This window comes from Pseudoalteromonas spongiae UST010723-006 (genome assembly GCF_000238255.3).
In the GTDB taxonomy this organism is placed as follows: Bacteria; Pseudomonadota; Gammaproteobacteria; order Enterobacterales; family Alteromonadaceae; genus Pseudoalteromonas; species Pseudoalteromonas spongiae.
Window position 1 is genome coordinate 1,083,457 of sequence record NZ_CP011040.1, and the last position, 22,628, is coordinate 1,106,084.

General features: G+C 40.7%; 25 protein-coding genes. 10 read left to right on the forward strand and 15 right to left on the reverse strand.

Features of this window, described 5'->3' with window-relative positions; genetic code table 11:
* Positions 1-36: 36 nt before the first annotated feature.
* Complete coding sequence (locus PSPO_RS19080) at positions 37-1,149, forward strand: GGDEF domain-containing protein (protein ID WP_010558935.1); 1,113 nt, start codon at positions 37-39, stop codon at positions 1,147-1,149.
* 55 nt (positions 1,150-1,204) lie between these two features.
* On the opposite strand, the gene phnW is transcribed toward PSPO_RS19080, so the two are convergent.
* The 6 genes from phnW to PSPO_RS19110 all read right to left on the reverse strand — a co-directional run bounded on the left by phnW (position 1,205) and on the right by PSPO_RS19110 (position 4,180).
* A complete protein-coding gene (gene phnW / locus PSPO_RS19085; protein ID WP_010558934.1) occupies positions 1,205-2,305 on the reverse strand; it encodes a 2-aminoethylphosphonate--pyruvate transaminase in 1,101 nt (366 codons plus the stop codon).
* A gap of 109 nt (positions 2,306-2,414) precedes the next feature.
* Positions 2,415-2,885: a Cys-tRNA(Pro) deacylase gene (gene ybaK, locus PSPO_RS19090; protein ID WP_010558933.1), complete on the reverse strand. Its 471-nt coding sequence runs from the start codon at positions 2,883-2,885 to the stop codon at positions 2,415-2,417.
* Positions 2,886-3,036: 151 nt separating this feature from the next.
* On the reverse strand, positions 3,037-3,261 hold the full coding sequence (locus tag PSPO_RS19095; RefSeq protein ID WP_010558932.1) for an EF-hand domain-containing protein: 225 nt from the start codon (positions 3,259-3,261) through the stop codon (positions 3,037-3,039).
* A 110-nt stretch (positions 3,262-3,371) separates the two neighbouring features.
* A complete protein-coding gene (locus tag PSPO_RS19100) occupies positions 3,372-3,587 on the reverse strand; it encodes an EF-hand domain-containing protein (protein ID WP_010558931.1) in 216 nt (71 codons plus the stop codon).
* Between the two features lie 72 nt (positions 3,588-3,659).
* Positions 3,660-3,872 carry an EF-hand domain-containing protein gene (locus PSPO_RS19105; RefSeq protein WP_010558930.1) on the reverse strand — a complete coding sequence of 71 codons (213 nt, stop codon included), beginning with the start codon at positions 3,870-3,872 and terminating at the stop codon, positions 3,660-3,662.
* Between the two features lie 86 nt (positions 3,873-3,958).
* Entirely contained in the window at positions 3,959-4,180 is a 222-nt protein-coding gene (locus PSPO_RS19110; RefSeq protein ID WP_010558929.1) for an EF-hand domain-containing protein, read from the reverse strand.
* 350 nt (positions 4,181-4,530) lie between these two features.
* Between PSPO_RS19110 and PSPO_RS19115 the strand changes: the two genes are divergently transcribed.
* From PSPO_RS19115 to PSPO_RS19125, 3 genes are read left to right on the forward strand one after another with little or no spacing between them, the layout of a single operon-like run.
* Entirely contained in the window at positions 4,531-5,883 is a 1,353-nt protein-coding gene (locus PSPO_RS19115; RefSeq protein WP_010558928.1) for a sensor histidine kinase, read from the forward strand.
* Positions 5,880-6,404 (forward strand): hypothetical protein, encoded by a 525-nt coding sequence (locus tag PSPO_RS19120; protein WP_010558927.1) that lies wholly within the window; start codon positions 5,880-5,882, stop codon positions 6,402-6,404. The genes PSPO_RS19115 and PSPO_RS19120 overlap by 4 nt, the downstream gene beginning before the upstream one ends.
* Positions 6,405-6,413: 9 nt before the next feature.
* On the forward strand, positions 6,414-7,748 hold the full coding sequence (locus PSPO_RS19125; RefSeq protein ID WP_010558926.1) for a sigma-54-dependent transcriptional regulator: 1,335 nt from the start codon (positions 6,414-6,416) through the stop codon (positions 7,746-7,748).
* 26 nt (positions 7,749-7,774) lie between these two features.
* Here the strand turns inward: PSPO_RS19125 and PSPO_RS22015 are convergent, their stop codons facing one another.
* From PSPO_RS22015 to PSPO_RS19155, 7 genes are all read right to left on the reverse strand, one after another.
* Positions 7,775-7,915: a hypothetical protein gene (locus tag PSPO_RS22015; RefSeq protein WP_420848520.1), complete on the reverse strand. Its 141-nt coding sequence runs from the start codon at positions 7,913-7,915 to the stop codon at positions 7,775-7,777.
* Complete coding sequence (locus PSPO_RS19130) at positions 7,878-8,168, reverse strand: DoxX-like family protein (protein WP_338050342.1); 291 nt, start codon at positions 8,166-8,168, stop codon at positions 7,878-7,880. The genes PSPO_RS22015 and PSPO_RS19130 overlap by 38 nt, the downstream gene beginning before the upstream one ends.
* Before the next feature lie 193 nt (positions 8,169-8,361).
* On the reverse strand, positions 8,362-8,901 hold the full coding sequence (locus tag PSPO_RS19135; protein ID WP_010558924.1) for a cytochrome b: 540 nt from the start codon (positions 8,899-8,901) through the stop codon (positions 8,362-8,364).
* A 127-nt stretch (positions 8,902-9,028) separates the two neighbouring features.
* Positions 9,029-9,814, reverse strand: coding sequence for a LytR/AlgR family response regulator transcription factor (locus PSPO_RS19140; RefSeq protein ID WP_158523469.1), 786 nt, complete (start codon positions 9,812-9,814; stop codon positions 9,029-9,031).
* A 205-nt stretch (positions 9,815-10,019) separates the two neighbouring features.
* Entirely contained in the window at positions 10,020-11,561 is a 1,542-nt protein-coding gene (locus PSPO_RS19145; RefSeq protein ID WP_010558922.1) for an N-acyl-D-amino-acid deacylase family protein, read from the reverse strand.
* An 8-nt stretch (positions 11,562-11,569) separates the two neighbouring features.
* Positions 11,570-12,721 carry a M14 family metallopeptidase gene (locus tag PSPO_RS19150; protein WP_010558921.1) on the reverse strand — a complete coding sequence of 384 codons (1,152 nt, stop codon included), beginning with the start codon at positions 12,719-12,721 and terminating at the stop codon, positions 11,570-11,572.
* Positions 12,722-12,792: 71 nt separating this feature from the next.
* Positions 12,793-15,612, reverse strand: coding sequence for a TonB-dependent receptor domain-containing protein (locus PSPO_RS19155; RefSeq protein ID WP_010558920.1), 2,820 nt, complete (start codon positions 15,610-15,612; stop codon positions 12,793-12,795).
* 336 nt (positions 15,613-15,948) lie between these two features.
* Between PSPO_RS19155 and PSPO_RS19160 the strand changes: the two genes are divergently transcribed.
* From PSPO_RS19160 to PSPO_RS19175, 4 genes are all read left to right on the forward strand, one after another.
* A complete protein-coding gene (locus PSPO_RS19160; RefSeq protein ID WP_010558919.1) occupies positions 15,949-16,824 on the forward strand; it encodes a LysR family transcriptional regulator in 876 nt (291 codons plus the stop codon).
* Positions 16,825-16,947: 123 nt separating this feature from the next.
* Positions 16,948-17,940, forward strand: coding sequence for an N-acetyltransferase DgcN (gene dgcN, locus PSPO_RS19165; protein WP_010558918.1), 993 nt, complete (start codon positions 16,948-16,950; stop codon positions 17,938-17,940).
* Positions 17,940-18,956, forward strand: a complete 1,017-nt coding sequence (dgcA, locus tag PSPO_RS19170; protein WP_010558917.1) for an N-acetyl-D-Glu racemase DgcA — start codon at positions 17,940-17,942, stop codon at positions 18,954-18,956. The genes dgcN and dgcA overlap by 1 nt, the downstream gene beginning before the upstream one ends.
* A 1-nt stretch (position 18,957) precedes the next feature.
* Positions 18,958-19,911 (forward strand): integrase repeat-containing protein, encoded by a 954-nt coding sequence (locus PSPO_RS19175; RefSeq protein WP_010558916.1) that lies wholly within the window; start codon positions 18,958-18,960, stop codon positions 19,909-19,911.
* Here the strand turns inward: PSPO_RS19175 and PSPO_RS19180 are convergent.
* Both PSPO_RS19180 and PSPO_RS19185 read right to left on the reverse strand, forming a co-directional pair.
* A complete protein-coding gene (locus PSPO_RS19180; RefSeq protein ID WP_010558915.1) occupies positions 19,908-20,714 on the reverse strand; it encodes a DUF2145 domain-containing protein in 807 nt (268 codons plus the stop codon). The two genes, PSPO_RS19175 and PSPO_RS19180, sit on opposite strands and share 4 nt — an antisense overlap.
* Before the next feature lie 92 nt (positions 20,715-20,806).
* The gene (locus PSPO_RS19185; RefSeq protein WP_010558914.1) at positions 20,807-21,148 is read right to left on the reverse strand and encodes a hypothetical protein; all 342 of its coding nucleotides are present in this window, start codon (positions 21,146-21,148) and stop codon (positions 20,807-20,809) included.
* Positions 21,149-21,277: 129 nt separating this feature from the next.
* On the opposite strand from PSPO_RS19185, the gene PSPO_RS19190 reads away from it, so the two are divergent.
* Together PSPO_RS19190 and yiaA are read left to right on the forward strand one after the other, a co-directional pair.
* On the forward strand, positions 21,278-22,018 hold the full coding sequence (locus PSPO_RS19190; protein WP_010558913.1) for a helix-turn-helix domain-containing protein: 741 nt from the start codon (positions 21,278-21,280) through the stop codon (positions 22,016-22,018).
* A gap of 121 nt (positions 22,019-22,139) precedes the next feature.
* On the forward strand, positions 22,140-22,571 hold the full coding sequence (gene yiaA / locus PSPO_RS19195) for an inner membrane protein YiaA (protein ID WP_010558912.1): 432 nt from the start codon (positions 22,140-22,142) through the stop codon (positions 22,569-22,571).
* Positions 22,572-22,628: the final 57 nt, after the last annotated feature.

Here is a 22,628-nt window from a genome sequence, read left to right on the forward strand (position 1 = left end):
TAAACTCAGAGCATTAATTGTACAGCGGCAGAATGAATGAGTATTAGTTACCAAGAAGCAGTGGGTGTGAGTACCACCATAGAGATCATCGCCTGTATTTTCGCGTTATTTATTTTACGCTCGGTGATGAAAGACAACAAAGAAACCCCCTATCTTTTTGGCTACTTTATTAGCTCTTTGTTGTTTTTTTATTTTTTAAATGAGCCCCCTTTTGAAATAATAAATACAGGTTGGTACTTAGAGGACTTATTTGGCACGATAACGTCTGTACTTTTTGGCCTAACCATCTGTAAAAAAAGCGGTAATCACTTTCTTAGCCGCCTTCTGATTGCTTCTTTTATCCTGTTTACATGTGTACTGATGTTTAATGAAAGTCATGTCTTTTATACCATGTCGTTTTCGGCTTTTTGCCTTTGTATTTCACTGATAAGCCTAGTAAGAGCGGAAAATCCCAACCAGGCAGATAAAGGATTAGCAATCTTTCTAGGGATATCGCTGATAGTGATATTTTATGAGCTCTATAATCTTCCCAGTGGTATTAGTCGCCGCGAATATTTTGAAACAGACTTTTATTATCCACTTGTTTATTTCTCATCGCTTATTTTGGTTCTGACGGTGTTTATATTCACCAGCCAACTGATCAACCTCAAATTAAAATACAAAGCCTTAGCAACACAAGACGCATTAACGGGATTATATAATCGCACAGCGGTTTACAATCTTGTTAATAATCAACTGGCATTAGCCAAACGCAATAAGCAAACATGCTCGGTGTTAATGTTAGATATTGATCACTTTAAACAAGTAAATGATCAACATGGTCATCAACAAGGAGATGATGCAATTAAGCTTGTGGCACAGCAAATACAATACTGCACGCGTGAATACGACATTAGTTGCCGTTATGGCGGTGAAGAGTTTTTTATTTTTTTAACCAATACTGACAGTAATCTTGGCTTTCAAATTGCCGAACGCATTCGTGGATCGGTGACGGAACACTCAAAAGATAAAGCCTACGGGCCGTTAACCATTAGTGTTGGATTAACACAGTTTAATGAAGCCGTGTCTTTGGATGATAATATTGCACAAGCTGATAAAGCCTTGTATCAGTCTAAACAAGCTGGACGTAACCAAACAACCATTAACTAACAAAACAAAAGGCAATAACCTTAGCTATCACCTTTAGCTTATCAACAATTCTATCTTAAGCTTCTAACCAAAATCGGCTGCGCTTTATTGCACTAAGTAATCGCGTTATATCGTCAGGGTAAATTTCGCCAATATTACCAATGCGAAAACAATCAGCATCTGATACTTTACCCGGATAAATTACAAACCCTTGCTCTTTTAACGCACTGTAAAACAAAGCAAAATTGTATTTATTACTGGTTGGTGAATAGAACGAGGTGATAATCGGCGAATGCAGCTCTTTCGCTAGCAAGGTCTCAAATCCAAGTGCGTGCATACCATCAACTAAACGCTGTTGATTTTCTTTATAACGGTTATAGCGCGCTTTAACACCGCCTTCCTCTTCTAATTCCAAAAGCGCCTGATAGAAAGCTCTTACCACATGAGTCGGCGACGTGAAACGCCACTTACCGTTATGATCTTCCATGGTTTTCCACTGCGCGTACAAATCTAAGCTAAGCGAGCGTGCAATGCCTTGGCACTTTTCAATAATTGCTTTTTTAACAATCACAAAGCCAAACCCCGGTACACCTTGAATACATTTATTAGCAGAGCTTATAAGCACATCTATGTTAAGTTCAGCCATATCAAGCTCAATACCACCAAAGCTGCTCATTGCATCTAATATAAAGGTTTTATGGTACTTTTTAGCAAGCGCGCCCATTTCTGCAACGGGGTTAAGCATGCCCGTGGTGGTTTCGCAGTGCACCATTGCAATATGAGTAATATCACTGTGCGCTTGTAACTGCTCTTCAACCTCAGCCATATTTGGTAACTGGGTTTCATCTAAATTTACTACCTGCGCATTAATATTTAAGTAATTTGCAATTTCGGCGATACGCTTACCATAAGCACCATTGTTAATAATGAGCAGTTTATCGGTGTTTTTAATTAAACTACCAAGTGCTGATTCAACACTAGCGGTACCACTTCCTTGCATTAAAACACTCGTAAAATCATCAGTATTACTTGCAAGTGCTGTGAGTTTAGCGCGGATCGCCTGCACAATCTCAATGTTATAGTCGTCATCCCAGGTACACCAATCTTTAAGCATTGCTTGCTTTACTGTATTACTGGTTGAGAGTGGGCCCGGCGTCAATAACAAGTATTCATTCATTTCATCTTTTCCAATCTGGTATAGTCCAGATTATTTAAGCATAAATAATGGCCTTGAATTATGAAACTTCAATGACAAATAACGGTTCGGGATAAACCTTAGATAGGAGTTATTCGGCTTTTAATGGTACAAACTGTCCATTAGTCAGTGATAAAAGATCACTTGGTTGAAGTTCAATCTCCAAACCGCGACGACCGGCGCTCACATAAATAGTGGATTGTGCTTTAGCTGAGTCATCAAGCAGGGTTTTAAGACGTTTCTTTTGTCCTAGTGGGCTTACGCCGCCAAGTACATAACCGGTTGAACGCTCAACATCGAGCGGTTCGGCCATTTTGGCTTTTTTTGCTTTACTCGCCTTGGCCACAGCTTTTAGATTTAATTTTCGATCGACAGGAATAATCGCGACAACCAGCTCGCCATTATCTAAGCTTGCTACCAGCGTTTTAAACACAGTGGCCGCAGATACGCCAAGCTTTTCACTGGCTTCTAACCCGAAAGATGCAACACTGCTGTCGTGTTCATACTGGTGTACGGAGAAATCTATCTTCGCTTTTTCTGCTGTTTTAATTGCTGGCGTCATGATTTTGCTCATAAAACTAAGATGTTATAAGCAGCTTACATAAGCCAATTCAAAAGCAAAAGCACTTTTAATGTGAAAATAGTGCGACCGTAAAAGTATTCATGTCCAACAAAAAATAGTTCAGGTCGCACTAGGGAGGGTTGATACGGGGTTATCCTGTGAATCTGGCGAATTCTTGTGGACTTAATTCGCCATTATTATCACGGTCTAAATGTGTAAATTGTTCAAGTAGTGCGTGATTGCGTTTCGCCTCGTCTACGCTGATGGTACCGCTGTTGTCAGAATCGAACAAAGCAAACTCTTCATCTGCAACGGCTTTTACGGTGGCAAATAACATTACATACATTGAGATTGCGATAACTAAGGCTTTTTTCATTTCACTTCACTACTTGATTTAATAAAAAAAGTTGGACTCACTCGGCATACTGATTGACAAGGAGTTAAGTGAGCCCAACTGTAAAACGGGATATTTAAGAAGCTTTAAACTTATGACGCTTTAAACTTCGAAAATTCCTCTTTGCTTAACTCGCCACTGTTGTCTACATCTAAGTCAGCAAATTGGTGAACTAGCGATACGTTTTGCATTGCTTCGTCTTTGCTGATAGAACCGTTACCGTCTGTATCAAGTGTTGCGAAATCGTCCGCTGCAACTACTGAGAATGAACTTGCGATAACAAATACTGACATTACTAATTTTTTCATTTTAAATTCCTTCATCTTTACTTTGGGTTTGTTACTTAACGTTGGAAAGTAGCGCACTTCCCCTGGTACGGATTAGCCTTTAAATGCTGCAAACTCGTCTTTGCTTAGCTCGCCGTTACCATCAACATCCAGTGTTTTAAATTGCTCTGAAAGTGCTTCATTTTGTGCCGCTTCCTGCTGGCTGATTGCACCATTGCTATCACTATCAAGTGTTGCGAAATCGTCTGCTGCAACTGCTGAGAATGAACTTGCAATAACAAATACTGACATTACTAATTTTTTCATTTGGAACTTCCTTTCATTTTAACTTTGAATATCTAAACTGATTGGAAAGTAGCGCACTTCCCTATTATTAAGTGGTAAGGCGTTTATTAGCCTTCAAATGCTGCAAATTCGTCTTTGCTGATTTGCGCATCTTCGTTTGTGTCTAACTCTTGAAACACTTCAGCTACTTTACTGTTTGCAGCTGCTTCTACTTCAGAAATGAAGCCATCTTTGTTAAGGTCAAGCTCATCAAATAATGTGTTTGCTTGTGTATTAAATGCTGCTACACCAAGTACTGCTGTTAAATATGCAATTGCTCTAATCTTCATGGGTATTTCTCCCTATATTTGGATGTCTGTTAAATTTTTGCTTAACGCAAAATACATTTGTTAAGCTAGTCTCGTTTTATGCTTTCGCATTGTCGCTAAGACTATTACAAACATGATGCCAACTTTTAAAAAAGCATATAAAACAAATAGATAGGATATTTTTGAAGTATTTCGCTCGAAAATAAGCTGTTTATTTGTTGCTAAATTGCAACAACAAAACAGCCATCATATTTTTATCTTTATAAAACAATTGGTTATATTGTCGCAATTTTGCAACAACTAATTTAATTTCTACTTTTAATCGAACAAAAGCTGTTCGGTTCAGCCTGTATTTGCAAAGGTTTTTTTTAGTGAAACAATTTTTTTCTCAGTCGTTACAAAAACAAGCGCTAGTTGCCATGTTAGTGGGTGTACTTCCGATCGTATTGCTTACACTGTGGTATGCCACCAGCATCTCGAAACACCAGCAAGAAACGCTTATTATTTACGATGAAAATCAGGAGCTTATACTCGAGTACAATTATATAAAAGCAGACGTAAATGGCATTGAAAAGGCGCTCAAAAACAACCAACTGTTAAAGAGTGAACAATTACAAATTAGTATCGAACAAAAATGGCAAACCACGCAAAATCGCATCGAATTACTAAAATTAAAACTCGCGAAAAGTGATTTTGTTGCTAAATTGCAACACGCGACATTATTAGACCCAAAAAGCGCTGACGAATTTGCGCAACTGGTGGCGCAACTTAAACAACTTGATGCCAACTTTGATGACACACTAGATACCCGCCTAGCAAATAAAAATGAACAGTTTAAGTCGTTACAAACCGAGTTTGTTGTTGGCCTTATTGTGTTACTGCCGATATTAGTGATTATTAGTTCGTTTTTAATCTTTCGCATTTGTCGTCAACTCAATCAGGTTGAAACCGTGTTATCTGATGTAGGTAAGGGGCAGTTAGATCAGCCGATAAAATTATCAGGTAGCCATGAGCTGCAACAACTTGGCAGGCGACTTGACTGGCTTCGCTTGGCACTAAAACGCGTGCAACAACAAAAGGAAACTTTTTTACGTCATGTCACACACGAACTGAAAACACCGCTAGCCTCGATTAATGAAGGCAGCAGCTTATTAAACAGCGGTTTACTTGGCGAGGTAAGTGATAAACAAGGTAGAATTCTAACCATAATGCAACAATCGGTAGAAAAGCTTGCACGCATGATTGATGATTTACTTAATTACAGTGCAGCCAGCCACCCTGACGGATTACAACAGGTCACCTCTTTCAACACACTTGAAGAAGAAATTAACCGTCACTTAAGTGATACTATTGCGAATAAGGACATCGCTATATGTTGGCACATTAGCGCTACAAATAAGGTACCTCACTTACCGTGTAAATTGATCCTTACGCAACTAGTCAGCAATGCGCTAAATCATGCGACGAGCACAGTAGATATTTACATTAGACAAAATCATAATACCATTGAACTTAACGTGGCGGACGACGGACCAGGCATTAATCAAGAAGAAGCACACTTACTTTTTCAGCCTTTTTACCAAAGCGAACACAATAAAAACAAGCAAGGTTCTGGGTTAGGGCTTGCCATTGTGTCAGAATGCGTCAATCAATTAAAAGGCGATATCACATGGCAAGAAACAGACTCAGGTGCAAACATACTAATTACATTCCCAAGCCAATGAAGATATTTAAACTCATTACACAGTTAAGTGCGGCACTGTTTATTGTCGCATGTACAAGTACACCACCTGTGCAAAATAACAGTGAACACACTCAGCCGACAACAAATACAAATAAAGCGGTAGAACAAACGCATCAACCGATTACCGCGGTTATAAGCGCCTTGCTTGCAAATTGTACTCAAGCGCCAACACATCCAACTCTTGAAAACGAGGCGTTACAAACATTTATTGGTGAATACTGTACAACAACCTCTACCAACAAACAGTTAAAACTGATTGAAGAAATTAAAACCAACGCGTTATGGCCAAATGATTACGTGGTTTGGTTTGATTCGCTAACTTGGCATACGGAAAACTTACGAAAACAAAAGATCACTAACTTTTATTCAGATTCAAAAGCTCAAAAACACGAGCAACAATTGCTCGAGCTGCAAAGGCAATTAATTGAACTTAAACAAAAGCTAGTCGACATTGAAAAACAACGCCTTGAAACCTCTCTTTCAGAAAACAGAACACAATAAAGGACACCTATGAAACATTTGGCTAGCGCTGCCAATTTATTACTGGTTGACGATGACACTGCGCTTGCAGAACTGCTTGCGATTCGCCTTGAAGGCAACGGATATAATGTCACTGTGGCTGAAAATGGTAATCAAGCACTTGCCCTGTTAAAGCAAACCGCCATTGATTTAGTGATCACCGATTTTAAAATGGCGAATATGGATGGCTTTGCTCTTAATCAAGAAATCAAAAAATTTTACACTGGCATGCCAGTAATTATGATGACGGCACATGGCTCTATTCCCGATGCGGTAGATGCCATGCACCAAGGGTTTGTTAGCTTTTTAACAAAACCTATCGATAGCCAACAAATGCTTGATGTGATTGAAAAAACGCTTGCCGGCAAAGTAAGCCAAAACAGCAGTGTTGAGCCAGATAACTTTCATGGCCTCATTTACCAAAGTGAAAAAATGCACCAATTAGTGCAGCAAATAAAAGCGCTGGCAAACAGTAAGGTTAATATCCTTATTCAAGGTCAAAGCGGTAGCGGTAAAGAAGTCGCAGCAAAAGCCATTCACTTAGCCAGTAATCAAGCCAACGGTCCTTTTATTGCTATTAACTGTGGTGCAATGCCAGGTCACTTACTTGAATCAGAGTTATTTGGTCATAAAAAAGGTGCCTTCACAGGTGCTGTAAGCGATAAAGAAGGTCTAGTACAAGCGGCCAATGGCGGTACCTTATTTTTAGATGAAATTGGCGATATGCCGCTTGATTTGCAAGTTAAATTATTACGGGTGTTACAAGAGAAAAAAGTTCGTCCGGTTGGCAGCCAAGTTGAACAAGAAGTCGATATTCGTGTGGTCTCGGCAAGCCATAAAAATATTGTGCAAGCGGTCAAAGATAATCAATTCCGTGAAGATTTGTATTATCGCTTAAATGTGGTTTCAATTACCTTACCGAGCTTAAAAGAACGCTTAGATGATATCCCCCTGCTCGCCACGCGATTTTTAGCCAAACTCACCGACGATGCCAAACAATTTAATCCACAAAGTATCACGCGCATGCTAAGTTACGATTGGCCGGGTAATGTGCGTCAACTGCACAATATCGTTGAACACTGTATTGCCATTAGCGCCGGAAATATTATTACCGAAGATGTTGTTGCAAACGCATTGCCTGATTCAGACGAAACGCATAACGCCTTTGTTGGTTTAAATGAAGCCAAACGTCAGTTTGAATATGACTATATTCAAAAGGTGTTAGCACTGTCTGGTGGCAATGTGTCTGAAGCTGCAAAACTGGCACAACGAAACCGTTCCGACTTTTACAAATTAATGAAAAAACACGAAATTAATAATGAGTGATCATACAGTTACGTAATAGTGTTCCGTTACACTTGGGCGTTATCACCGTTTTTGGATTGGTTTAAGTCTGCAAGTAAAATGAGGCTTAAACCAATTATCGCAATATTCGTTGTAACTGGATTAAATGCTTCAATCAGTAACGTCGGCTGTAAAATCGCAACAAACAATAATAAACCACATAACGCTAAGATATTGAAAAATAAAAGCAGTTTTGAACGATAAAAAAACAAAAATAAGCAAACCGAACAACACTTCCCCGACTCCTGCGGCTTTTGTGATGAAGTAAGAGGTTTCTTCAGAAAACCCGATACTCGCCGTCATTAATTTTTCAAGTGGCGCAATATGCACTAGTTTTGGAAAAATTCCGTGATACAACCAACTAAAACTCACAATATAACGAGCAATTTGAACTGATGACACCGAGTTTCGTCCTTGATTTACAGCATTAATATTGACGTCATCCTAACATCAAAACACCCAGCAACGTTTTAAAGATTGCAAAAACACCAATTTAAATCGCTTACGAAGTATTACGACCATAAAAAACACCCAAACAACGACGCGCCGTTTGGGTGTTGGCCCTAAGCCTTACAGCATTTTTCGCAAAATGAATTTAAGCGCGCCCGAGCATGCGCAATAAGGTGACATCTTTACTCAACAGGTGATGTTTAAACGCACCCAGAATATGCAACGCAATCAATCCAGTTAAACCATAGGCAATATACGAATGCGCTGCTTTAGCTAAAATGAAAATGGTTTCGTTATAGGGAACAGCTGCAGAATCGATGTAATTACTGGCAACCAATGTAAAACCAAAAATATCAATACCGTAACCGCCGAAACCTGAGTACAACATACCACTTATAGGCATCAAGATAGTACCGGCTAATAGCGCCCAGTGGGCTGCTTCGATGAGCTTTTGTTGATGGTGTGACACCGCTGATGTAGGCGTTAGCAACCCTTTTTGAAGACGATACAAAGCACGCGGAAGTACTACTAGCAAAGCTAACACACCAATAGACTTATGCGTTGGGTAAAGTGCCCACACCTCCCAATACACCATGTAATAACCTACGCTGATCAGGCCCAACATAATAAACGCGCTCAACCAATGAAAGTAGCGAGTGGTACGATTAAGTGACGGTATATTCATTTTAATTACTCCAATTATGTAATGCGCCATACGTTAAAGTGCACAATAACTGGGGTAAAGTTGGCTGTGATAAATTCACTTATTTTGGGATGAACAGCACACCTCCATTCATCCCAAAAGCCGATATTTACTGGGCTAAAAGCTGTTTCACAAGTTGCCGTTGTGATTTGCTCACAGGTACGTTTTGCGCATTAGCAAGTACTAAATTGGCATTACCTGCTCGAATGTTTTGCATGTGTTCTGTATGCGCTAAATTAACAATGTAAGAACGATGTGTGCGAATAAAGTAATCACTTGGTAATAAAGCGATAAGCTCTTTCATTGTCATGCGCAGTAAATAGGTTTTATGTTTTGTCACTATGTCGATATAGTTACCGGACGATTTAGCGTAATAGATATCACTAAAAGCTAACCTCAATTCAGATGTGACTAACTGGCCTGACAATGGTGCTTTTTCGTCACTTACAACAACGCTTGAATTTGCGCAGTTTTCTGCGGTACTCGATTCAGAAAAGAGCTGCTTTCTCGCCCAGATCACCAGAACAATACCGCCATAAGCAAAAACGTGTTTATGCCAATTATAAAACACACTTTCTTGCCATCTAATTCCCTCAAACAAGATATCTAAACTAGTATTAACGCACAGTACAATAAGCAGCGCACTTACACCTATTGATAAGATACGTTTAAACGAAAACTGCGCCTGTAACCCCATACAAATAAGTGGTGTTATCAGTAACCAAATACCGTATTTCTGCAATGACCACGCAATAGACGAGGCAATATCAACACGTGTTTTTGCAATAAATAAACTATGAACGGTACAATTTAAACAAACCAAACTCAGCATAAATAACCATGCGAGTGTCAGTAATTGATAATCTTTAAGGGTAAGAAATTTTTTAGCGAGCACAACCATTCCTGTCTTTGCAAAACGAGTGTGTAATCATAAGAAATGGTCTTGTCTGAGTAAAATGCTATTTTCGAAAGAGATATATTCGATAGCAATAGCAATGCAAGGGTTTAAACGCAGTTCATATTTATTCGCCGAGTAATGATCAGCGCGTTTACAGTAGATGCCTTGTGCAGGTGTCACCTACTGTAAACCCCGATTACAATTAATGAGGCTTAATAAATTCGCCCGCTAGCGCGCCGGTAAACGTGCCCGCTTTAATCACATGCTGGCCATTTATAAACACATCGTTAAATCCACTGGTCAATACATTCCATTGTTTAAAGCTGGCATTGACCGTTACATCTTTAGGATCAAACACAATCAAATCAGCGGATAGTCCGTGTTTTATTGCGCCTCGGTCTGAAATATTGAGTGCATTTGCTGTGGCCGTTGTACTTTGATAAATAAACGTTTCTAAACTAAGTACCTGCTGCTCAAGCACATACGTGGTTAGTTTTTTAGCAAAACTCGCATATTTACGCGGGTGACCATTGCTTCCATCTGATGATGTGACAACCCACGGTTTAACCATAAAGTGATTAACATCCTGTTCCGACATATTAAACGATGCAACTTTCACGACAGGACCTTGTGCCAACTCAATCACGGTATCTGCAGGCGTAAGTGAACGGTCTTTTGCAACCTCAGCGAGGGTTTTACCAGTAATCCCCTCTTGCTCTGTCACGGTAATAAGCAAGCGTTCAGCCCCACCACGACGACGGATATTTTCACTTATTTCAGTAAAAATTTGTTGATATAAACGTTTATCTTTTAAGCGCTTAATAGTGGCTTTTTTACCCCCTTCGCGCACCCAGCTTGGTACAACAGCGCCACTGATTGAGGTACCTGATGCAAGCCAAGGATATTGGTCAGCTGTTATCTTTATGCCGCGTTGCTGCGCGGCTTCAACAAGTGCAATGGCATCATTTGCTTGTCCCCATACATCAACGCCGAGCGCTTTAATATGACCAAGATGCAATGGCATCTTGGCTTGCTCCGCTACATGAATTGCCTCTTTTACCGCGTTTAAAAAGCCAATATTAAAAGTACTTTCGTCTCGTAAATGCGTTTCATAAATACCTTGGTAATTGGCAGCGACTTTAGCAAGTGAAACCACTTCTTCTGTCGTTGCAAACGTGCCCGGTAAATAATAAAGCCCTGTTGATAAACCTAAGGCACCAGCTTGCATATTGCGCTCAACAAGGGCTTTCATTTTATTCATTTCTCGCGTAGTGGGTTGACGGTCTTCTTTTCCCATTACCGCATTGCGCACTGTATTATGGCCGATAAAAAATGCCACATTTGTACCAATACCGTGCGATAACAGCTGCTTTGTAGTTTTAGCAATTGAGAGCGGGCTTTTGCCATCGTTACCATTAATTACAGTGGTGACTCCTTGCGTGAGGTAGTTCAAATTAGCGCTCGTTTTTTCGTTTTTCAGTTCAGACAAGCTGTGCGTATGAGGGTCAATAAAGCCTGGACTAATCACTTTACTACCGTAATCAATATAATTTACATCTAAAGAACGGTATTTAAAGCGCTGGCCGATATCACATATCGTTTTTCCACAAATTGCGATATCAAGAGCTTCAAAGGATTTTTTATCGCTATTGAATACGCGTTCGCTACTGATCACATAATCAATTTGTGGCTTGGCAAACACACTAAGACTCAACACACTCAATGTTAATAGTAGATACTTCATGGTGTTTCCTATTTTGCTGTTTTGGACTGATTAAGTAAGGTTTCACTCAAGGTGTTCGCTGCCGAAATTGCCACTTGCTTAATCACCTTACGATTGGTGTTATCACCCATTTCGTATGTAATGGCGTGCACACCATAGGTATCTGATAACCACTGTTTAAATACGCCGCGCCCTGGGTTATGTCCCGGCTTATCAAGCACAGTGAAATTTGGCTCTGCATTCGCTAAGCGTTCAAGCCAATTAACGGTGGTATCATCAGGTGTTAAGCCTTTGCCTTGCGGCATAGTGTAAAACACATCGTGGTGTGTTGAGTGAAAATCAACACCGTAGGTTATCTTGCCGCCACGTTTAACTATCGTATCTAAATATTGCTTAATTGCCGCGGTTTCAGGTTGCTTAAAGTGTTTCCAATCGCGGTTGAGGTCAACCCCGTTAACATTGTGTCGCCAATGACCAAGTGCTACACCATCAGGGTTAATATTTGGTACAAACACAATATTGTAGTGTTGCCTAAAAGTTGAATTTTCTAGCAGGGTTTCACTAAATGGGAAATACGCTAAAGCACCGGTAATTTCTGGTGGGTGCTGGCGTCCTATCACCAATAAATATTTGTCGCTTTGCCCTTTACTCAATAGCGCTGTAATCGCGCGTCCTTGAACCGATTGGCCAAGAGAAACTGAGGTTAATTCAAACCGCGTTTTAATGTTTTGCATCCAATTTTCATACGTGTGATTAGACACAATTTCTTGTCCTGCAACCAATAATGGCGTGTCGCCAAGTGTCACTTGGAACACTAAATCACCGTTTTTAATACGGTACGGTAGCGCGGTCCAACTTACACCATCAACACTAGCCTTGGGATGATAACGATGTTTACCACCATAGTACTTAACCCTAACGGTCACTTCACTTGCGGTTTTTGCCTGTAACTTAAACGCGTACCAAGGGCTGTCATTAATCGGTTTATTTTCCGGTTTAATGCTAATTGAGACATGGTTGCCATTGATTTTGCAATCATTCACTCGTGCACTTTCAAAATCAGTCGTTAACAACAGTGACTCACTTTGACAGCTTGCTTTACCATCAAAATTAACGCTTGCGTGTAACGTGCAGCAAATGAATAAAAGCGATGCAGATAAGAGATGTTTATGAAATAACATAATGTGCCTTAAGAATACGAGAAATAGCGGCATTTGTTCATGCCGCTGGTTGCTTACATCACGTTTCAGAATTAAAACGATTTGCTGATATCAAAATAGAAATAACGGCCTCGGTTAGAATGCACACTTGAAAAGTAACCAAAGCTTTCATCCGCAATCGGTGGCTTCTCGTCAGCAATATTGCGAACGCCAACACGTATACGCGTTTTCGATAACCACCCTGCGTCTTTAAAACGATAGTCGCCGTATAAGTTTATGGTCGTAAAACTATCTATTGGCAGAGGCTCACCATCTGATGTGGTAATGCTAGTATCGTAAAAATCACTTACGTAGTTTGCAGTGGTACCGACTGACCACTGGTCGCGCTTAAAACGCATTGACGCATACGCGCGCCACTCAGGTCGGCCATTTTGCTGGATTAAATCGCCAGCGCCCGTAATCACAATAGATTCTGGTACGGCTGGATCGCCAGCTTGCTGCGCCGCTAGCACTTGCGCTGTTATGTCATCAGGTTGTTGCTCAAAACGAATTAAGCGCGCTGCGTTCACCTTAAAATCAAAATTACCGAAGTCGGTTTTTAAATAATAAAAAACACTAAAATCAACGCCTTCAATTTCTCTTGGGCTTAAGTTGTCATATTGATTATTAACATGGATCACTTCATTGTCATCGCCGCGAATAACATTTGGGTTACTGCCACCTTGCGAGCGCAATAATGAATCATACAGTAAATGCGTTTGACTGTTTAAAATACCCACCACACCATCTTGTTCGATATTCCACCAGTCGGCAGTCACAGTGATGTTATCAAATGGCATAAGTACTAAACCAAACGATGTATTAGTATCGTCTTCAGGTTTTAAGTTTTTGTTACCACCGCGAATTTCTGTTATGCCATAAGAACTGTCGGTAATCGGGTCGTAGCGCGTATTTGAACGTGAAATTCCTTGCTCAACAACCTGTGGTAAGTTTGGCGCTCTAAACCCTTCGGCATAGGCGGCACGTACCTGTAACCAATCGCTTGGCATCCAACTCAATGCCACTTTAGGTTTGGTCACTGATCCCACATCAGAAAAGTTTTCATAACGCGCAGCAAGTTGAAGCTCTAAATTTTTGGCAAACGCTCTATCCATTAATAATGGTGCGACAAATTCAACATAGGCTGAAAACACATTGCGTGAACCATTTGAGTCTGGGGTATTGCTAGAGCCTAACACACCACTTTCAGACAACATTTCGCCGCTATTTTTATCAAAAAACGCTTTACTACCATCTAACAAGGGGTCACGATCATCTGAATAGGTTTCACGGCGGAATTCTACACCACTGGCCATTCCCACTTCGCCATCGCCTAATTCAAATAGCGCAGCGTTTGAAACTTTAAAGTCCATAAGTGCCAGAGATGTTTTACTTTCTCGGTCGATATTTACTAAAAACTGATCAATCACAGCTTGTGAATTAGGTGTTGCATCACCTGAGTTTAAGTTTGCTGGGTCTGCACCATTAAAAATGTTATATGCTGTCGCTGCATCTGTACTATTTACCGCATCAAAAAAGGCATTCGCATCAATACGGTTGTAAGTTTTATCATGGGTTTTCGCTTCGCTGTACAGTACCGCACTTTCCCAATCCCAATCCTGATAATAACCAGACAAACCTGTTAACACCCGAAAGCTTGTATCTTTAACCTGAATGTCTCGCAATCCTGTATCAACTGGACGGTAACGGCGCATTGTCACTGTTTCACCGAACGGGTTGTAATACGCATCAGGACTGATAGTAAAGCGTTGCGCGGTTAAATTGCCAGCTTGTTCACGCCAGCGCTGAGTTTCTGCATGGTAATAAATGGCTTCGCCAAATAATGTGATGTCGTTATCCAAGTCGTGATTTAAATAGCCGTAAAAGTTTGCACGTTGCACGTCAGAGGTCATGCTTTGCTCGAGTGCACGATCATAACGCATGTCGCGCGACAAACTGCCCTTATCAGCACATAAACCGTCGCCTAACTCAACAACACAGCCTGACATTGTATTTGGTTGAATATGAAATGTTTTTAGCGTATCTGTTGAAAATTCACCCCAAGGTGATGAGGTTGAACGATTATCAAGTTGCGTATCGCCAATATATTCTTCAGGTAACCCTGCGTATTCTCTGCGGTCTTGCGAAGCCGCATAATCTCTGTCTGACGCGGGCATGCCTTTTCTGTCATATAGGCTTAAGCTCATTGTTAGGTGGGTTTTGTCATCATTAAACGATAACCCTGTTGCACCAGAGATACTTGTTTGACTAAGCTCTGTACCTTGTGACGTACCGTGGTTTACACTGATACGTGAGCCTTCATAATCATCTTTTAATACATAGTTCACAACACCCGCTACGGCATCTGAGCCATAAATTGCCGCAGCACCATCACGTAAAACTTCAACACGCTTTAAACCACTTACCGGTAAAGTGTTTGCATTAACCGTTGACACTGGAACAAAGTTTTCAGTTTGCGTGCCTGGGTGTAACACTAAACGACGACCATTTAATAAGGTAAGTGTATTACCAGTACCTAAGCCACGTAAGTTAATTGACGATACATCGCCACGTGCATCGTTTACACCACCAATAGCACGTTCGTTATTAAACGCCATTTCACCGATTTGTGGAATTGAACGTAACAACTCTTCACCGGTTGCCGCCCCTGTTGCTGCGATATCGTCACTGCTCATTACTGTAATCGGTAGGGTATCTGCCACTTGAGCACGTTTGATATTTGACCCAAGTACTTCGACACGTTCTATTTCAGTGTCTTTTGTCGTTTGCTCATTTGCGTTTGCTGTTATGCTGGTTATCACAGCCAGTGCCATTGCACTTAGCTGAAATCTGGTTTTGCCCGTGTTGTTCATAATGAATTACCATTTATTGTTATAGTGACGCTACCAAACAGGGTTAGCTGTTCATTTCTGAATAACAAAAGTTACAGATGGGCTTCAAAATAACAACTTATAGTTTTTTACCACCCCATAACCTAAAGTTATGCATAGCGATTATTTCGTCACTACCAGGGAGGATTTCACCTTTGTTAATATGACGTTACATCTTTCTCACAGAAACTCGTTTTATTGCATAAAATAATATACAAATATAATAAATCGATAAGTTGAGCAGACTTTTGGTTTACAACGAGTCCAATTTAGCGACTTGCTAAGCATTAAATTCAGCATTACAAGAACGAGAGCACTATGCGATTAAGACACATTGAAGTATTTCACGCCATATACACAACTGGTTCAATCACCAATGCGGCGCAGTTTCTTCATGTTTCTCAACCATCAGTGAGTAAGGTGTTGGCTCATGCCGAACAACAATTGGGTTTTGCACTATTTGAACGGGTAAAAGGACGCCTGATCCCCACTTCGCAAGCAGAAGCCTTGTTTAGCGAAGTTGACAAGGTATACAAGCAGATCCGCGGGGTTAGAAATACCGCAGAAAATATCAAGAAAAGCAGCTCTGGGCACATTAATATTGGCTTTACTCCAGCGCTTGGTTTTGATCTTATTCCTCTTGTAATTAGCGAATTTAAAAAGCGCTACCCAGGAGTACATATAAACTTGCAAACATTGCATAACGAAGATGTACAACAAGCTTTGATGGAACATAAACTCGATTTAGCAATTATGTTTTCTCCTCCACCGATAGCTAACATCAGCGCAATTCCACTTTGTAAAAGCGAGATGGTAATGGTTGCACCCAAGCCAATTTTACCGTCGCAGCAAACTGATATCGAAACCAGTGAGCTGGCAAAGCATGAACTAATCGGCATTTGGGATAGCGGCCCGCTCGGTGACTTATTATGGAATCGCTTATCCGAAAATGAAGTCAGTGTGTCAAGTTCGATTCAAGTACAAACCTATTTCATTGCGTCGCGTTTAGTGGCGCAAAATATTGGCGTATGTGTGGTAGATGAATTTACTGCGCGAGGTAATTTAACAAATGATACCGACTACGCAGGATTCAAACCTAAGCTGGAATTTGATGTACAAGCGCTTCATTTAAGTGATAAACCTTTATCGGTTAACTGCCAGGCATTTATCGATATTTTAATGAAACAGGTTTAGTTAACACATTCAAAAATAACACCTATAACCTTTAGTTATAGGCCTAAAAAGGCTTGGAAATAGGCAAGATTTGTACATTCACTTAGTGTAGAGGTATCAACATTAAGAACAACGAGACCCACTATGCTACAAGCCCCTTATTTAGTTTTCCTTGGCGATGCCACCGATCCACTTTCCATCAAAATGGCCAAAGGCGTAGCCACATGGAAGCCAGAGTTATGCGTTGGTCAATATCGTTTAGATGGCTGTTCTGAAAGTGCTAACTTACCCGATATGAGCATTGCCGAAGCTGCTGAAAAAGGAGCGAAAACCTTTGTACTAGGGTTTGCCAATTCTGGCGGTAAAATTGATGAAAGCTGGCTGCCCTATATAAAAGAAGCAATTAAAAATGGCATGGATATCGTCAGCGGCCTTCACGATAAGCTCACTGATTTTCAGGAGCTTGTAGCGCTAAGTTCCCAACATCACTGCAAATTAATCGACATTCGCCACCCAACTGAAAAGTTCGCCACCGGTACTGGCTATAAACGCGGCGGTAAACGCCTATTGACCGTTGGTACTGACTGTTCGGTTGGCAAAATGTATACTTCGTTAGCCCTTGAGAGTGCAATGCGTGAAAACGGCATAAATGTGGATTTTCGCGCAACAGGTCAATGCGGCGTACTAATTGAGGGCAAAGGCCTTGCAATTGACTGTGTAGTGGCAGATTTTATTAGCGGTGCAGCGGAAACATTATCACCCAATAATACTGCTGATCACTGGGATATAATCGAAGGCCAAGGTTCGTTATCGCATCCCGCCTTTGCAGGTGTCAGCCTTGGATTATTGCACGGTTCACAACCGGATGCCCTGGTTATTTGTCATGCGCTTGGACGCAGTTCAATGCGCGGGCTAACAGATCGCCCTTTACCTACCTTAAAGCACACAATCGAACTTAATCTTGCGGCGGCCAGTATCACTAATCCAGCGGTTAAAGTTGCTGGTATTACAATTAATACATCCTCGGTAAGTGAACAACAAGCCAATGAAATCTGCCGTAATTTAAGTCAAGAGCTGGGACTTCCCGTGGTTGATCCATTACGTCATGGCGTACAATCAATTGTGGACAATCTATAATGGCAATTTCGATATCATTACATCAACAATCTTGGCCCTTAGCACAGCCGTTTCGTATTTCACGCGGGGTTAAAAGCCATGCACAAACGATTGTTGTGACTATTTCAGACGGCGAATTTCAAGGCTTTGGCGAAGCAGTGCCCTATGCCCGCTATGGTGAAACCTGTGCATCAGTAGCTGCACAAATCGAAGCGCTGGGCTGTGAATTTTCATCAGACGCTGCGCTTCAGCACGCAATCAGTGAGTTAAAAGCAGGCGCCGCTCGTAACGCGCTTGATTGCGCACTTTGGGACTTTAACGCGAAGTCACAATCGCAAAGTGTTAGCAAAATGCTGAAAATACCATTACACCCCTTAACGACAGCTCAAACAATTAGTTTAGACAGTACACAAAATATGGCTATTGCGGCAAAAGCATTAGCCAATGCACCGCTCATTAAGGTCAAACTTGATGCCGATTCGGTGCTAGATAAAATGAAAGCAATTCACGTAGCAGCGCCACACAGCAAATTTATTGTTGATGCGAATGAAGCATGGAATTTCGATTTATTAAAAGCTGTACTGCCTACGCTGAAACAGTACAATGTTGCATTGATAGAACAACCCCTGCCAGCCGGTAATGATCAGGCGCTCACTCAGTTAACGCCGTGCGTTCCAATCTGTGCCGACGAATCATGCCATACACGACACCAATTAGCAGAGCTTAAAAACCGCTATCAGGCAATCAATATTAAGCTTGATAAAACTGGCGGTCTAACCGAGGCACTAGCTTTATTAAACGAAGCAAAACAACACGGTTTTATTATTATGACCGGCTGCATGGTAGCGAGTTCGTTAGCGATGGCACCCGCCTTTCTAATTGCGCAGCACGCTGATTTTGTTGATTTAGACGGGCCTTTGCTCCTTAGCAGCGATATTGCATGTGGCTTTGAGTTTCATGGTACACAAATGTCTCAACCCACCCCCTTTATTTGGGGGGAAGCAAAAGCACACTCAAGCAAAATAACGGGACTTTAGTATGAGCAAGCGTGACTTTTATACGACATTTGCCCAAGCCAAGCACGCAGCACACACTTTTAACTTTACCAGTGCTATCGACTATCGCTATCGGCGTTGCCAATGTGATAGTCGTTTACATTCTAATCCGCAGTCCTATTACAAAAATGAGTGGCAAGGCTGGCATGATTTTTTAAACACAGCCCCTGCCACAGAAAGACTTTACAAAGATTACTCCAGTGCAAAACGCGTTGCTGCAAACGCAAATTTTAAAAATGCCCGTGCATATAAGCTATTTTGTAAAACAGTTGACGAACGCCTGCCCAAAGTGCCCGAACAGTTTTACGCAGAGCAATGGCAAGGTTGGTCGCACTTTCTCGGCATTAAAAGAAAGACCTATTACCAAGACTACAAAGAAGCCCAGCAAGCTGCAAAAGCGCTCGGTATTTCGAGTTCGCTTGCTTATTTTGCAACGCGTAAAGAACATGACGAAAAGCTGCCTCCTAACCCAATTAAACATTATTTGAATGACTGGGTATCTTGGTATGACTTTTTAGGCACTAAACGTGAAGACAATAAGCTTTACAACGAATACAACACCGCCAAATCGGTTGCGAAACAATTTAAGTTTACCTCAGCCAGTGATTATCAAAAACGCGCGAAACGTTGTGACATTCGCCTACCCTGTAAACCGCGTGAAAAGTACAAAGAAGACTGGATTAGTTGGGGTGATTTCTTAGGATTATGCGATTGTAGCCAACACACACTACCTTCGTTTTCAACACTTAAAACTATGGTGCGCGAACAGCAATTTCGCAGTATTAATGACTATGTTACCAAGCGCCATTTCATTGCAGACAACCTGCCGATTTTACCTAACGAGGTCTATGATGAGTGGCAAGGTTGGCGAGATTTTTTAGGTGCGAGTTACCGCACCAATCAGTGTTTTCCTACGCTGACTCATTATATGCGCTAGTTAGACGCAAGTAACTGACGAGCGGGTTGATTGTAACTAAGCGTTATGACATTTGATGCCAAATCATACGATGACAGGTATTTCGCTATACTCGTAAACGTGGTGGTATAAATTTTCGTACCATGATCATCGGTCGACACGCCATCCATAAATAAGTTTCCCATTGCCAATTTTGCACGGTTTACTCTAATACGCTGCGGCTTAAAATACGCTTTGGTGTTCGCTTTTAATTGCTGTGTATCTGTAGTTTGATAAATCGCTGAGTTAATTAGATCTAATAAATGCTCGTTGCAATTTTGATATTTTGTTGAGTAAGGGTTTGATATAAGTGAGTAATTGCTATTGTGCAGAGTAATATTATTACCGTTAACAACGGCTTCAATTAGTCGAGATTGTAGGTCGCTGTCAGGAATAATAATACCCGCAGTAAGCTCTGGCACACCCCAAAAAAAATCCACAGGATAATCTGTCACTAAACTGCTTTTGTCTTTATCTTTTGGCTCTTGATACAAGTTATAAATAGCATACCCTTTTGCTGTGTCGCCGTTATCAAGGGCAATTTCAGAATAAATCGCTAATGCCGAATGGGTAAAATTAACTCCTTTTGGTAAATCTTTTTTCGCTTGCCCTATGCGCGCAATAATAAATGCACGCGCACCTTTTTTAGCTGCATAGTGCTCAACTTGTTTAGCAAACGCGGTTACATCCTCAACCGGAAACGTTTGCTTTTGTTGTTGCTGGCTGCCTGCAATGGCAGCCTTCGATAACAACAAGCAACTAATTAATGCATATGTCCATTTCATAATGTTTCTCCCTTAATGCTATTTAACCCGGAAATAAGTAACAGGAGCTGCTAGAAACTCATTTGTTATCCCGAATTAAGATTATTACTTAATTACTGCTTGCACTTTTTCTTCATTGCATGTGCAGGTGAACGGTCTACTGTGATAGTCACCTCGGTAATTTCAAGCGGTGCATCCGGTTTTTTGCTAAGTGATTTTGCAGTGCGTATTGCTTTATCGCCCGCAGCCATACTCACCATGCCAACACTGCCAGCGGCAATTAAAGGTACCGCGACTACACCGCTAGCAACTTGTGCTGAGCCTTTTGCTGAATGGACCGTTGCTAGCGATGAATGCTTGCTCGCCTCACTAAAATTATCTGATGCTGCATTTGCGTGATACGGCATTGCTGCGAAAAGTACTGAACTGATTACAATTGATTTAATAAACTTCATGTTAATTCCTCTTGGGTGGTTCCGTTTACGTTTTTTAAATTAGGAGAAAGAATTATCTATGTAAACCAAAATGGTTGAAGTATGAAATTTAAAGACTTAAAGTATCAAAAAATAATACCAAGGATGATTATGAGCCAAATTAAAAGCGTCACCTTAACGCTTAAACAATTGCTAAAACAACATAAACTTACCTACCGCGATGTTGCAGCGCATCTAGATTTAAGTGAAGCAAATGTAAAGCGTGTTTTTGCTAGTAATAACTTTTCGCTAACGCGGCTTGAACAAATTTGCCAACTGCTCAATATTAGCCTTACTGATTTGTTTTCATTAACTGAGAAACAACAAAGCCAATTATCACAATTAAACTTAGAGCAAGAACAACAGCTGGTTGATGACCCTAAACTGTTACTTGTTGCGGTATGTATTCGCGATGGCTGGCAATTTGATGAAATTATTGACCAATACGATATAGATCAATTCGAAGCGATCCGTTTGATGGCTAAGTTAGACAAACTCAAAATTATTCAGCTATTGCCCAATAATCATTATAAATCGCTTATCGCACAAGATTTTCGTTGGCAAAAAAATGGACCATTAGAGCGCTTTATGGAAAACGAAGTCATGACTAAGTTTATGGCTAACAAATTCGATAACATTGATGCATCTCGCTTTTATTTACGTGGCCGTTATTCACAAACTTCCATCGATTACATTAAGAAGAAACTAGAGCAGCTGACTAAAGAAGCCGCACAACTCAATATTGAAGATGCCGATCTTGCCCTTGATAAACGCAAACACATGGGCATATTGTTTGCGATGCGCCCATGGGAACCATCGTTATTTGAACAGTTTAGACGCGTAAAAAGTTGATTTGGTAGCATAAATTAATACCAAAAAGCGTAAAATAAGCAACTTTAAAATATAAAGTTTACTTATACGTAATTATCCCGATACTTGTGTGTAACTTAATTGACAAGCATGGAAAAATAATATGGATAATTTAAAACCAACCAGCGCATTTAAATTAAGCGCTATCGCAAGTTTAGTGATTGGCATGGGCGCGTATTTAATTGGCTTATACAATGCAACATTACTGTTGAACGAAAAAGGTTATTACCTAATTATTTTGCTTTACAGTTTATTTGCAGCAGTGTCGTTACAAAAAGTGGTACGTGATAAACAACAAGGTTTACCTATATCAAAGCCGTACACAATGATTTGCTGGGTATCACTGGCAATTGCTATCGCATTACTTGCGATCGGCCTGTTTAACGCCGATATGTTACTCAGTGAAAAGGGCTTTTTTGCCATGGCGTATACCTTATCACTGTTTTCAGCCATCACAGTACAAAAGAATATTCGCGATATGTTAGCGTTCAAACAGGATGAAGATGCCCCTGCATCGCCAGAAATAATTGAATAATAGTAATTAAAAAGGGAAGCTCGCTTCCCTTTTTTTACATTTGTAACCACATAATTA

Excerpts from the sequence above, each read along its gene's own strand:
- PSPO_RS19190 (WP_010558913.1), top strand. The coding sequence starts at position 21,278 with ATGAGCCAAATTAAAAGCGTCACCTTAACGCTTAAACAATTGCTAAAA.
- dgcA (WP_010558917.1), top strand. The coding sequence starts at position 17,940 with ATGGCAATTTCGATATCATTACATCAACAATCTTGGCCCTTAGCACAG.
- PSPO_RS19100 (WP_010558931.1), bottom strand. The coding sequence starts at position 3,587 with ATGAAAAAATTAGTAATGTCAGTATTTGTTATCGCAAGTTCATTCTCA.
- PSPO_RS19135 (WP_010558924.1), bottom strand. The coding sequence starts at position 8,901 with ATGAATATACCGTCACTTAATCGTACCACTCGCTACTTTCATTGGTTG.
- PSPO_RS19145 (WP_010558922.1), bottom strand. The coding sequence starts at position 11,561 with ATGAAGTATCTACTATTAACATTGAGTGTGTTGAGTCTTAGTGTGTTT.
- PSPO_RS19150 (WP_010558921.1), bottom strand. The coding sequence starts at position 12,721 with ATGTTATTTCATAAACATCTCTTATCTGCATCGCTTTTATTCATTTGC.
- dgcN (WP_010558918.1), top strand. The coding sequence starts at position 16,948 with ATGCTACAAGCCCCTTATTTAGTTTTCCTTGGCGATGCCACCGATCCA.
- PSPO_RS19160 (WP_010558919.1), top strand. The coding sequence starts at position 15,949 with ATGCGATTAAGACACATTGAAGTATTTCACGCCATATACACAACTGGT.
- phnW (WP_010558934.1), bottom strand. The coding sequence starts at position 2,305 with ATGAATGAATACTTGTTATTGACGCCGGGCCCACTCTCAACCAGTAAT.
- PSPO_RS19120 (WP_010558927.1), top strand. The coding sequence starts at position 5,880 with ATGAAGATATTTAAACTCATTACACAGTTAAGTGCGGCACTGTTTATT.
- PSPO_RS19095 (WP_010558932.1), bottom strand. The coding sequence starts at position 3,261 with ATGAAAAAAGCCTTAGTTATCGCAATCTCAATGTATGTAATGTTATTT.
- yiaA (WP_010558912.1), top strand. The coding sequence starts at position 22,140 with ATGGATAATTTAAAACCAACCAGCGCATTTAAATTAAGCGCTATCGCA.
- PSPO_RS19175 (WP_010558916.1), top strand. The coding sequence starts at position 18,958 with ATGAGCAAGCGTGACTTTTATACGACATTTGCCCAAGCCAAGCACGCA.
- ybaK (WP_010558933.1), bottom strand. The coding sequence starts at position 2,885 with ATGACGCCAGCAATTAAAACAGCAGAAAAAGCGAAGATAGATTTCTCC.
- PSPO_RS19080 (WP_010558935.1), top strand. The coding sequence starts at position 37 with ATGAGTATTAGTTACCAAGAAGCAGTGGGTGTGAGTACCACCATAGAG.
- PSPO_RS19125 (WP_010558926.1), top strand. The coding sequence starts at position 6,414 with ATGAAACATTTGGCTAGCGCTGCCAATTTATTACTGGTTGACGATGAC.
- PSPO_RS19105 (WP_010558930.1), bottom strand. The coding sequence starts at position 3,872 with ATGAAAAAATTAGTAATGTCAGTATTTGTTATTGCAAGTTCATTCTCA.
- PSPO_RS19185 (WP_010558914.1), bottom strand. The coding sequence starts at position 21,148 with ATGAAGTTTATTAAATCAATTGTAATCAGTTCAGTACTTTTCGCAGCA.
- PSPO_RS19110 (WP_010558929.1), bottom strand. The coding sequence starts at position 4,180 with ATGAAGATTAGAGCAATTGCATATTTAACAGCAGTACTTGGTGTAGCA.
- PSPO_RS19180 (WP_010558915.1), bottom strand. The coding sequence starts at position 20,714 with ATGAAATGGACATATGCATTAATTAGTTGCTTGTTGTTATCGAAGGCT.
- PSPO_RS19155 (WP_010558920.1), bottom strand. The coding sequence starts at position 15,612 with ATGAACAACACGGGCAAAACCAGATTTCAGCTAAGTGCAATGGCACTG.